The following is an 11,955-nucleotide window of genomic DNA, read 5'->3' on the forward strand; positions in this document are numbered from 1 at the left end:
GTGTGATAGTTAGAGACTGCCCCCGTTAGGATGCAGTCTCCGATACTACGATTTATTACGATCATTGATTATTTGTTATTTATTATTTTTAGAAGTTCTTTCTCAAATAATTCATAAAATGAAACCTCTTGCTTGATAAACTCGTTTAGCTTTTCTTTTCTATCCTCTTGTATTTTATCTTCTGAGTTGTCTATAAAGTTAATTGTAATTAGGATCTTTTGTACTGTAATGTAGTATTCATCCATCATAGGTCTGTCAATATCCTGATAACCCTCTTTTATGTTGGTATTATCTAAATCATTTATTGAATTTATGGTTAGAAATGAAGTGCTTTCATTGTCAGATAAAGTAGGCATATAAATAAAATTTACCTTTATCAGTAGGTCAGATGTTAGAGACTTGTAATATACCTCATAACGAGCAGGAAATTCAACGCTATCGTTAATGACATCGGCCGCTCTATCATCTATCCTGTTATTAGGAAAAGAAGTTGTTTTAACCACTAAATTATCTGGGGAAACCAAAATATAATTAGGACTAGGATTAAATGATTCTTTGAATTCCGAAAATATGCTTTTGAATTTTTCATAAGTGAATGTTGAATTTTCTGGATTATCAACACCTGTGCTACATCCAGTTAATATAAGAAGTAGAATAATCAGAAGAGTCTTTTTTTTAATAATTTCCATCATTTTCACATCCTATGTAAAAAAAGGCCAACAATAATGTTGACCTTTTTTGTTTTTTATTGAACCCAAGATTGCGAATGTAGATCGACATAATCAGCCTTAAAAACTTTGGTAATTACTTGATGATTGGTATAATATCTTACACTAGGATTTTGTGTGTTGTAGGTATAAGTCCTTAATGTCCCCCCACTTTTTTGAGCAGCATACCACACATTAATATATCCCGTCTTATAAGCTGGAACACTCAGTGGTCCAGCTGTCATACCAACAGCTTCGTTAGTAGTGCGAGTTTCTTTATATGATCCACCAACAGTTGCACTTATCTTCGCGAAAATACCCGCTTTTATTTCCCCTGTAAAGCTTACGCTCCCAGTCCATTCGGATCCCTGTGATGTAGAATTAGTAATTGTCACAGACATCGGGAATGGCTGAGAGTTTCTGGTGTTATCATGGGAAAATGAAGCGATTTGCCTGAACATTGGTACTCTAACCTGTGAGCTTGGGTCTGGGGTATATGAGTCGAAATATGGTCCTGCAAGAACGTCCATGGGGCGTATAATTTCTGACTCAGGGACTCCATTTATTGTGGTTTCTGTAGATGGATATACAATTTCATTAAAGTTATATTTTGGTGAAGCTTGAGCGCTCAAAGGTAGAGACAAAATTAATGCGATAACACCTAATTTAATAATAATCTTGTTTTTCATTGATATACACCTTATTTTATTTTAGTATTTTACTTTATGTTCGTTCTAGTTGGATCGCTCGTCCCCCCATTAAGTTATTGTATACCTTTCAAATCGGTACGCTTGTACAAAATCCCTTTAGGGCTTTTATACTCCGCTTCCAATATTTAGCTTACACTAACAACACCCCATTAATCAACGATTTAATTACAAAATCACACTAAATTAGTAACAAAATCCTATAGTTGCGTCAGATTACGACATGTTGCGACGAATCATGGAATCTACCTTTCCCCCCCTGTCGCTAGTTATGACTCATTCCCCCTTCCGTAGCCACACGCAGAAACTGGTTTCTAATTCCGTCTGTGGTTAACCTATTGGCTAGAGCAAATCGTATAGCCTTTTAATCTAGTGTTCCATGGCAGGTTATAATCAATGGAAGAATAGGAGTTGTTTCGTTGAATAACCTATAGCTTTTACTACCGTAAACCCTTTTATATTTTTAAGTATTGCAGAAGAGTGGCAATTTTCTCCGTCATCTCGCTCGAGCTCGCAGGTTCCGAATCGTGGTTATGGGTCTTAGTATCCCTCCCAAGTGCTTGAATCGTAGAGCCACTCGGGCGTTAGCATGACATTGATGTCTAAGGACTGACAGGCATTCAGATACTTATACAGAGACAGTATTTGCGGAGAGTCCCAGGTGAAGCCTTTATAAATTATAAATGTTGAGTCATTATTGTCGTTGACCGGTTCGATAAAGAAGCTAACCATAACTCGATGAATGATGGTTGCGACTTCAGCACGAGATGCCGCACCTGTCGGATCAAGGGTGCCGTTACCTTTGCCGGAAAGCAATTGGTTGCTTACAGCCCATTTCATCGCATCCACAGCCAAAACTCAAACGAGCGTCACACTGGCTTGGGGGGCTTCGACATATAATTTTGGCGTAACGGGTTACGACGTCTATAACGGTTCCACGCTGTCCGCTTCCGTGAACAGCACAACGCTTACTGCCGTCATTAGTAACCTAACGCCTAGCACGACTTATACCTTCACAGTCATAGCCAAAGACGCCGCAAGCAACATATCGGCCGCCAGCAATGCTCTGACGGTGACAACAGATGCGCCAGCAGCTGCAGCATGAGTGGCTAATAAGGCGTATGTCAAAGACGATTTAGTTACCTATAACGGAAAAGTATATAAATGCGTACAACCGCACACATCGCTTGCCGGTTGGGAACCTACGAATGTGCCAGCTTTATGGAGCGTTCAACCTTAATTAAGTTCAGTCGCGGCGATATGCAGCACAGAAAATAAGTAGAAGGGGGCGGCAACGCCCCCTTTTTAACCCTCCCTCTTCCTAGCAGGAAGTTGGGAGGGGTCCTTTACAGTCGTAAAATCGTACCATAATCGTCAAGAGTTGTTTTATTTGTAATCGGGGTTAGCAATGCTCGAAGCCCCCGCCCCAAACTGATAACGATACAAAATAACTACAGCAATGATTAACAGAGACATGACGACAAAAATATTGCTGTATACATGGCCGGCTTCATTCGTAATCACAGGATTAAACTGTACGGACGCGGCGCCCTTATCCAGTATTTTCCCGACTACGCTCATGGCCATCGCGCCAGAGATAAAATTGATCATGGAGAGTAATCCCATGCCCACGCCTGTCTCCTCTTTGGACAGCGTCCGCGAAATCGTATTGGACATCGCAATCTGCATGAAAGTCTGACCTACATTCCCCAGTATCAAAATAATAGCGATGAGATATGCCGATCCCCAATAAAGGTAGATAGCAGGGAAAAAGGAAGAAATAATAATATTGAAGCGACAAAAACAAGGGCAAAATTGCCGCGATCGTCCGCCAGTCGCCCGCCCTTGCGTCCCATGATGGCCGAAGCAATGGCAGCCGGAACTAACACGAAACCGATATTCGCAGGGGACAAACCATTCACTGCCGCTAAAAACTGCGGTGTCAGGAATACCATACTAAAGCTCATTGCAGTGGTCGCAAAAGCAAGCGTTAACCCCTAGCTTTCTAGATCCGCCCAACTAGGCATGAAACATCCTCGCTACCGACTCCACATCATCTTCCATTAAGACACGTAGTATATAAGGAGCGTGTTTATGCCGATTGGGCGAATTGTAGAATTGTGAATAATTGTTCTCGTAGTCTAATGCATATTCTACTAGATGACGTGCCAATTCATATCTAAGCTGATCAAGTGATTCGCCATCTGCTACGATATCTTCAATCTGCTCTATCGAACCGGCGTATCTACCATCTTCATCTTGCTCATACTCGAATGTTAATTCATATACAGCGAGCAATTCCTTCATTTGTTGTTTAGAAAATGCCATAATTACATCTCTGTTACGTTTTACAGCTTGAGGTTTTTCTCGAACAATCGTATCAATGAAGCCCCCAAAATTTGCTCTAACATCAGTCGCATTCAGGATTGTTTGCATGTTCATCCTCCTCACCCCCATTGTAACAAAGTATGTACGCGACGTACACAACGTACACAACGCACATTCTGTACATTCTGTATTTTACTCATTATTTATTGAAAATATTCACTTCATTCACCCCACCTTCTCTAATCACGCGATCTCAAGTTTTGAAGAACAATATTCCCATATCAAGTTTCATTAACCGAATAATTTGAGTAATAAGAAACGAGGGTATTCATTCTTTTTTCAGGAGGCTATAAAATGAATGGGCTCTGTAACGAAGAAGTGAATAATGCAGTGTTACAATTCGCGAATCTTGCCAAGAGGAAGTTTGAGAACGGCTCCTTCTTCAAACTCTATAAGATTATCTTTGCTCACTTACGAGAGACTGAAGAGGATATGACGATAAAAAACCCGGCAGTTTCTTTCACTATCGCAACCTTCGAACATGTACTAACCGGAGCGACAGAATGTCCAAATTGCAGGATGCGCTATCAATTCCGACATAGTATCTCTGACAAGGACTGGCACGGTATCGAGATCCATTGTGAATCTTGCGGCGATCATTTCAATTACTCGGAAGAGAAGGAAACGGAAACCTACTACAACATTAATGTGATGAATAAAATAGCTAGCTATAACAGGAGAAGGAAAGGTCTTAGGATCAAAACTTTTAGAGGGGACCTGTTCCATAAAGCAAAACTAGTATGGGAAGGCGACGATCTGCCGGTTTTATGGCTCAATATTAATAATGTTCGAAAAGTAGACGAGGTTGAAGCCTACTGGCATCAATGTAAGAAAGAAGTTCAGAAGAGAAATCGATTACGAAGAATGCTGCTGGATAATATGAAAACTCCGATGGCTCAATGATATCGGAATAACCACGGACGTCCCCCTATAGATCAGGTTGACCCAACACAAGGTTTGGCCAACCGATCATTCTAATGGGGGACGTCCGTTTCGAATTTACTTTGAATTACAAGTTAAAACTAACCATAAATCGATGAATGATGGTGGCAACTTCAGCACGAGATGCCGCACCTTTGGGATCAAGGCTGCCGTTCCCTTTGCCGGAAAGCAATTGGTTGCTAACGGACCATTTCATCGCATCTACTGCCCACTTAGAGATTTTTTTCTCATCTGTGAAAGCCGCTAGCGACTGATTCGCGCTGACATTCAGCTTGTTTGCTTTGGCATAATTGTAAAGGATCTGCGCAAGCTGTTCCCGAGTAATCGCTTGATTTGGGGCAAAGCGGGTTGGATCAATCCCATTCACGATGTTATTCTGGCTGGCCCAAGCGACTGCCTCTTTGTAATAGTCATTCGCTTTCACATCTTGGAAGCGATGGGTCCCTGCTTCAGGTTTGCCGGCCAAGCGGTGCATGATCGTGACCAGCATGCCGCGAGTCATCGTTGCGTCCGGGCTGAATGTATTTGCAGCCGTTCCGGTGAACAAAGAATGCTCCACAACGTAGTTGATGGATGAAGCCGCCCAATGTTTCGAAATATCATTAAATGTAGGTGTAGACGGCACTGTCGGTTTGGTCGGCTCGGTTGGTTTCTCAGGCTGCTCCGAAATCTTCTCGAAGGTTACAACAACTTGATCGGTAGATTTCACCCCCGTCAATTGCGTGAGCGCGCCCTTGGATACACCATTAATCGTAACCTCTTTAACCTTATAACCTTGATCTGGCGTTATCGTAACATGGCCATTGGAATCGACAACTGCCGTTCCTCCAGCGCCAGTGACGGACACATTCGGTTTACTGGCGTTGCCGCCACCGCCGCCTGATGAGCCGTTGCCTGGCGTGCCGCCGGAAGGGTAAGCTTTTACGATGACAGTATACGGTTTGTCCTGGCTATGGTCGCCTCGAGATACCGTTGCAGTCAGCGTGACATTGGCATTGCTCGAGCCTGAAGATGGGCGTGTAACGATTGCCATGTTGTTGTCGATGCGAATAACATTCTCGTTGCTGCTCTTCCATTCGATTCGGGCGCCATGCACCCCTTCGGCAGGGAGCGGGACGTTCGCAACAATCGCACTCGTATCGCCCAGCGTTGACGTTACATTCGCAATCGTATCGGCAATGGCTTGCTCGTCGCTATATGCAGCCACATCAACAAAGATCGGATTGGAATAAAACCACAAACCTGTATAGTTGCGATCATTAATATTGTTAAAACGCTCTTCGTTCTGTTCCGGAGTTACACTGCCGCTATAATCATAGGACTGATCCTGCAAGGGCTCGCCGTTAGCCGTGAAGCCTGCAACATCCGTGCCTAGGTTCGTTCCCCGCAGACGGTAATAACGGCTTTTGTCCGCAGGAACTTTGTAGGAAACCGTGTAATAACCCTCCGCGTCAGGTTGCCCCCAATCGGCTTCCGTAAACCTTTTGACGACCTGCGTCGTGGCATTGGTCGTGTTGCTGGCATATTGACTTTCTTCAAGCTTGCCGGTCACTTCTCCGGAGATCAGATCGACATGATCGACTTTGACCTCATTTGTGACCGAGGTAGGATGAGGGCTAATCGGCGCATAGTTGTTGCGCTCCGGGCTCTTGAAGCGAATGCTGATCGTTGTCAGATCCCCTTCGGTCACCTGCAGGTTCTCGCCCATCTCAGCCTGATTGCCATTCCCGCTTGCCTTAAAAACAAGCGCATGGATGAGATCGCCATACACAGCATAGGACTTCCCTGAACGCATCCCCTCTACGACGTCTTTAAAGGTATTACCCTCGACCCAAGTCATGTTTCTCGAATACTCGCTCGGCCAGTACCCGCTTGAATAACTTCGATTGCTGCTCACTTTAAAATGAAAGTCGGAATTGGTGAAGTTCCAGAAGCGGCGGCCTTCGCCAAGCAAAGCATCCCACATTCCGCCAAGCTTGCCGACCATGACGTCAGCTCCGCCGTAGATGTCGGCTAATTCCGCTCTGTTCTTACTGGCTGCCATCTGGTTGCCCGGCAACCCTTCCATGCCAAATACAATGTCAGGAGCAGCATCGTTCATTTTGCGAATGTCTTCGATTGTGACCACACCCGAGCTGTCGCCGTTATGTCTGGACGGATGGTTAAGCAGCACATAGCTCTCCGGATAATTCGTTTTCAGCCAGTTAAGGGCTTCAAGGGTTTTATTTTTGTCGGGCTTCAACGTATTCTTGTCCGGCCTTGGTCCCCAAAGCTCGGCCTCATTGGCATGAAACATGCCTGGAGCCGTATCGTAGCTGTACAACCACTCGAATTGATGAATCGCATCGATGGGCACTTCATCGCTCATGGAATCGATAATGCCGACAGACCCGTGGTCCAATCCCATCATATCCCATTCAAAGCCGGAGTAAATGAATTTGCCTTGATACTTGCCGGCGGCCTGGAGCGCTTTAATTTTATCCTGTTGATCTTTAATCGCCTCCCAACGCGCAGTGGCCTTGTTGTTGCCATCCGGGTCTCGCGGCGAGTCGCGCAGATGATCTGCGAGTACGATATAGTCGAAAGGATCGCCGTAAACCAGCGAAGTGACCGTTTCGGCTGGCTTGTTGTCCATATCCTCTCGGAAGGCGGCATCGAGTACATTTTCCAATTTCATAAAAGACTCGGAAGCATCAGCCGATTGTACGGTATGAGTATGATACTCGCCCGACATCCATCTCCCAGTAGAATTAGCTGAGGGCGAATAGTCTGCTGCAGACGTCAACGCCGCGCTCTGGGCAAGTGTTAAAAAAGCGAACGAGGTGCAAAATAATTTCTTCAGCTTGCTGTTCATATTGTCGTAATCCTCTCCAAAAGCAGTATGGTATCGATACCAGTATGGAGGCGAACTGTAAACTTACATCCTGAAGTGATGAAGTGTTTTGTAAAAAGTATCTTGGCCCCCCTCTCTCACGGCTGCAAAAAAAGACCTTTGTCTGATGGAATTCAGGACAAAGGCCGTTATTTCGTTATATTTTCGCTTCTCAGCCACCGGAAAGATGTTTGGCAAGCGCCCTCGCGGCAACATGACCGGAGCTCCAGGCCCACTGCAGGTTATAGCCGCCGCAATCCCCATCCACATCCATCACTTCGCCAGCCAAATAGAGCCCAGGTACGAGCTTGGATTCGAGTGTTCCTGTTGTTAACTCCTCCGTATCGATGCCGCCTGCTGTCGTCTGCGCATGCGTGAAGCCGTTCGTATCGGTCACTTTAAATTCCCAACGCTTCAAGAGTCGATAAAACTCCTTCTTCATCTTCCATGTCAGATCCTGGCAAAGCAGGTGCGACTGCTCGTCGATACCCGCCTCCTTCAGGAGAACAGGAATCAGCTTCTTGTTTAGAATACCCGCAAGAGAGTCCGCAACCGTCCGATGTCCAAAAATCCCCCAGTGAGTCTCCAGAAAATCTACGAGCTCCTCCTCGGTGCGTCCCGACATCAGATCAACCGCTAAGATCACCTCTTCCTCTTTCGCGAGCTGATAGGCAGCCTTTCGGCTTAGCTGGAGAATCGGAGGGCCAGAGATGCCATAGTCCGTAAAAAGAATTTCGCCATATTCACTGCGGATGACTTCATCTCTGACGAGGATACGTCCCATTCCCTCGAACTTGATGCCTGACAGTTCCTTTAAATACGGATAATCCAGCTTCAACTGCACAATCCCAGGCACAGGGTAGATTCGCGTATGTCCCAGACGCTCGGCAAGCACATAACCGGAGCCGTCCGTTCCTGTTTTCGGAGCAGTGAGGCCACCCGTACATAAAAAGAGGTATTCGCTGGTATAGACCACCTGCTCCTCATTCTCTGTCTGACATTGAAGCGTAAAGCGCGGATGGTTCGGCGAATAGGTAACATCCAGCACTTTGGTTTGGAAATAGACGGGAACGTTCCTATCCTCTAACGCAAGCTTAAAAATCTCCAAAACCGCTGCAGCCTGCAGCGACATCGGATACATCCGGCCATCCTCCAAGCTAATCAGCGGCAGCCCAAGCGTAGCAAAGAAATCGATCGCTTGCCGGACCCCGAATTGCTGCAGCACAGGCAGCGGAAATGCCCCTTGATTACTGTGATATTTACGCGCTAGAGCCACCGCTTCATCTGTCCCCGTTGCAGTCGATTCGTTCGTAATGTTACAGCGCCCATTGCCCGTCGTTAATACCTTTTTTCCAATCCGGTCGTTGCTTTCAATAATCGCGGCATCAATGCCCAAGTCCCGTGCAGTAACCGCAGCCGTTAAACCGGAACCGCCGGCGCCGATAATGATGAGTTGATGATGCTGAGAAGTTTGTTTCACTTGTTTTTCCCTTCCGAAATTTGTTTAGCGAGCGCTATCGCAGCCACGTAGCCAGAGCTCCAGGCCCATTGCAGGTTATACCCGCCAAAATCCCCGTCAACGTCCATCACCTCGCCAGCCAAATAAAGCCCAGGCACCAGCTTAGATTCCAACGTTCCTTCGATTAGCTCTGTTGTATCAATGCCGCCGGCCGTCGCATGCGCATTCGCGAAGCCGTTCGTATCGGTCACTATAAATTCCCAATGCTTCAAGATTCGATAAAACTTTTTCTTCGTCTTCCACGACAGATCCTGGCAAAGCAGATAAGGCTGCTGATCGATCCCTGTCTCCTTCAACAATACGGGGACCAGCTTCTTATGAAAAATGCCGATAAAGGAATCCACAACCGTCCGATGTCCGAAGATCCCCCAGTGCATCTCTAGAAAATCGACGAGCTCCTCTTCCGTGCGGCCCGGCATTAAATCAACTATTACAGACACATCGTCTCTTCTCGCGAGATGGTGCGCAGCATTCCGGCCTAGCTGGAGAACGGGAGGTCCGGATAAGCCCGATTCCGAGAAATGAATTTCACCCGATTCGCTGCGAACGACTTCCCCGTTGACTTGGATATGAGCTTTGCCCTGCAGTTTAATGCCGGACAGCTGCTTCATATTCGCATATTGCACCTTCAACTGCACAATCGCCGGTACCGGGTCGATCAAGGTATGCCCCAAACGCTCGGCTAGCGTATAACCTGAACCATCGGTTCCCGAGCTCGGAGCGGTAAGGCCGCCAGTACAGAGAAACAAGTAGTCGCTCGTGTAAACCGCCTGCTCCTCTACTTCCTCCGTCACCACTTTGCATACGACCGTAAAACGCGGATGCTCCGCCCGGACGATAACATCCTCCACTTTGGTGTTGAAGTACACAGGAACATCCCGATCCTCCAGCGCAAGCTGAAAAATATCCAGCACCGATGCAGCCTGCAGCGACATGGGATACATCATCCCTTCCTTCAGCTTGGTGAGCGGAAGCCCGAGCCCAGAGAAGAAATCGATGGTTTGACGGATGCCTAATTGCTTCAGTACTGACACTGGAAATCCAGCCTGATTACTATGGAACTTGCCCGATAAGGCGGCCAATTCGTCCTCTGCCCCCGTCGCAGTAGATTCATTGGTAATATTACAGCGGCCATCGCCCGTCATTAATATTTTTTTCCCAATTCGGTCGTTTCTCTCTAGAATCGCGGCGTCGATGCCTTGATCCTTCGCAGTAACGGCGGCTACCAGTCCCGCAGCCCCTGCACCGATAATTAACAACTTATGATGCATAGAAGTTTGTTCCTCTTTCAGTTGTAGTCGATATGCCCTTAGTTCAACATTATAGTACAAGTATAACCCTTTGCTTGCCGTCGAGCCAAATGTAATAAAAACCGAAGCTCGTTAATCCACTTATTACCTGATCGTCCCCAAAATTTTATAACGGGAGGCTTTTAGTTCAGGCCCTATTGGGTTGTCCTTTCTAGCCCTCGTAAAAACAAAATAGCCCGCCCAGTTTCGCATTGTTAAGAGGCGTGGGCGGGATCGGTTAAATAGATTATGTCTCATCGAATCCGCTGTGCTATTCGAAAGGGTCAGAAGATATTGAGGTCGTATCCTTCATATTTGTTATCCCAAAAGGAACATGAGCAGACGGAGAAATACTTGAAACCCCTTCAATGTGGCCTACTTGATCATCAAAGAAGATATGTGGGCGAAATACCCGAAGTACCCTTCCTTTATCTATCCCCCCTAAGAAAAATGCTTCATCAACGCGTATTCCTAAGCTTCTCAAGGTTGTAACGACTCGTTCATGAGCCGGTGCGTTTCTTGCTGTAGCAATTGCGATTCTTATTCGCGGAATATGAGATGAGTCCTTTTGCTTCTTTTCCCACTCACGATGCTGCATTCGAGCAATTTCTCCAAAAAACTTGGACAAAGGCCCAGGCGGAAGTGCTTCGTTTGCTTTTTGTTTCTCATTTTCATGGAACTGTTGCATCCCTAATTCCTGATAGATCCCTTCGGAAGAATCGTCGGCAATGATTCCATCAAAGTCAAAAGCGATTCGAAGTTCTAATTCGCTTTCATCATCCACAAACTGCGAAGGAAATATTTGTGCAGCAGGAAGCCCACTCCTCACCGCTTCCCTGACATCATTAGGATTGGCTGAAAGAAATAAAGAAGCGTTAAAGGCCTCCATGTAAACAAACGGATTTGCCCCAGCCGTAAAAGCAGCCCTTGAGATTGAAAGTCCGTGGTGTTCGATGGACTTAAATACCCGAAGTCCTGTATCAGGATCGTTCCTCGACAATAGAACAACTTCAACTGGCTGATCGTTTGGATCCTGACCATTGATCATGAGTAATCGCTTAATTAGTGGGAAAGCTACCCCTGGATCTAAGATAACATTTTCGTTTTCGTGCTGGTATTTCCGATACTCCTCTTCACCCTTCTCTCTGAATATCTTATCGGATTCATCAAGGTTAAAAAGAGCACTGGAGGCAACTGCAACTACGAACTTTTCTTCTATGGGAAATGGCATGAGTTCCTCCGCATCTGGGTCTGGAGTGTTCGTAATCCAATTACATCGTAAAGCGAAAAACACTCCGCCGTTTAATAACATCGTCTCCCATTATAGCAAAAATCCACAACCTCTTGCGGTTGTGGAATTACATGTGAGGTGAACCGTGGGAGGTCAAATCCTTAATTGGTCGCCGCTTCTGAATAAGGATGTTTGGTGATGCTGCATAGTTTAGGATCACCAATGGCTCAGTGTAACGACTATACGTCGAAAAACAATTAAATAACAGCAAACTTTTATGATGAATGCAAAAAATCGCTA

11 protein-coding genes and 1 pseudogene are annotated in these 11,955 nt (G+C 45.9%); 3 read left to right on the top strand and 9 right to left on the bottom strand.

The window, feature by feature from the left end:
- Positions 1-68: 68 nt before the first annotated feature.
- The 3 genes from J4772_RS31815 to J4772_RS31825 form a co-directional block, all read right to left on the bottom strand.
- Positions 69-692 carry a hypothetical protein gene (locus J4772_RS31815; protein ID WP_209072990.1) on the bottom strand — a complete coding sequence of 208 codons (624 nt, stop codon included), beginning with the start codon at positions 690-692 and terminating at the stop codon, positions 69-71.
- Between the two features lie 53 nt (positions 693-745).
- Positions 746-1,396, bottom strand: a complete 651-nt coding sequence (locus J4772_RS31820; RefSeq protein ID WP_209072991.1) for a hypothetical protein — start codon at positions 1,394-1,396, stop codon at positions 746-748.
- A gap of 558 nt (positions 1,397-1,954) precedes the next feature.
- Positions 1,955-2,254 (bottom strand): S-layer homology domain-containing protein, encoded by a 300-nt coding sequence (locus J4772_RS31825; protein ID WP_247740908.1) that lies wholly within the window; start codon positions 2,252-2,254, stop codon positions 1,955-1,957.
- Here J4772_RS31825 and J4772_RS37700 point away from each other — a divergent pair.
- Together J4772_RS37700 and J4772_RS37705 are read left to right on the top strand one after the other, a co-directional pair.
- Complete coding sequence (locus J4772_RS37700) at positions 2,160-2,519, top strand: fibronectin type III domain-containing protein (protein ID WP_371822922.1); 360 nt, start codon at positions 2,160-2,162, stop codon at positions 2,517-2,519. The genes J4772_RS31825 and J4772_RS37700 overlap by 95 nt on opposite strands.
- Positions 2,520-2,654, top strand: coding sequence for a carbohydrate-binding protein (locus J4772_RS37705; protein WP_371822790.1), 135 nt, complete (start codon positions 2,520-2,522; stop codon positions 2,652-2,654).
- Positions 2,655-2,800: 146 nt separating this feature from the next.
- On the opposite strand, the pseudogene J4772_RS37710 reads toward J4772_RS37705, so the two are convergent.
- Both J4772_RS37710 and J4772_RS31840 read right to left on the bottom strand, forming a co-directional pair.
- Positions 2,801-3,411 (bottom strand): annotated as a pseudogene (locus J4772_RS37710) (MFS transporter); the annotation flags it as partial.
- 22 nt (positions 3,412-3,433) lie between these two features.
- A complete protein-coding gene (locus J4772_RS31840; RefSeq protein WP_247740911.1) occupies positions 3,434-3,850 on the bottom strand; it encodes a hypothetical protein in 417 nt (138 codons plus the stop codon).
- Positions 3,851-4,096: 246 nt separating this feature from the next.
- On the opposite strand from J4772_RS31840, the gene J4772_RS31845 reads away from it, so the two are divergent.
- The gene (locus tag J4772_RS31845; protein ID WP_209072994.1) at positions 4,097-4,705 is read left to right on the top strand and encodes a hypothetical protein; all 609 of its coding nucleotides are present in this window, start codon (positions 4,097-4,099) and stop codon (positions 4,703-4,705) included.
- A gap of 106 nt (positions 4,706-4,811) precedes the next feature.
- Here J4772_RS31845 and J4772_RS31850 read toward each other — a convergent pair whose 3' ends face one another.
- From J4772_RS31850 to J4772_RS31865, 4 genes are all read right to left on the bottom strand, one after another.
- Positions 4,812-7,598 carry an S-layer homology domain-containing protein gene (locus J4772_RS31850; protein ID WP_209072995.1) on the bottom strand — a complete coding sequence of 929 codons (2,787 nt, stop codon included), beginning with the start codon at positions 7,596-7,598 and terminating at the stop codon, positions 4,812-4,814.
- A 190-nt stretch (positions 7,599-7,788) separates the two neighbouring features.
- Entirely contained in the window at positions 7,789-9,096 is a 1,308-nt protein-coding gene (locus J4772_RS31855) for a BaiN/RdsA family NAD(P)/FAD-dependent oxidoreductase (RefSeq protein ID WP_209072996.1), read from the bottom strand.
- Positions 9,093-10,406: an aminoacetone oxidase family FAD-binding enzyme gene (locus J4772_RS31860; protein WP_247740912.1), complete on the bottom strand. Its 1,314-nt coding sequence runs from the start codon at positions 10,404-10,406 to the stop codon at positions 9,093-9,095. Before J4772_RS31860 ends, J4772_RS31855 begins: the two co-directional genes overlap by 4 nt.
- 289 nt (positions 10,407-10,695) lie before the next feature.
- Positions 10,696-11,655: a 5'-nucleotidase gene (locus tag J4772_RS31865; protein WP_209072997.1), complete on the bottom strand. Its 960-nt coding sequence runs from the start codon at positions 11,653-11,655 to the stop codon at positions 10,696-10,698.
- Positions 11,656-11,955: the final 300 nt, after the last annotated feature.

It is taken from the genome of Cohnella sp. LGH (assembly GCF_017671885.1).
GTDB classification, from domain to species: domain Bacteria; phylum Bacillota; class Bacilli; order Paenibacillales; family Paenibacillaceae; genus Cohnella; species Cohnella phaseoli.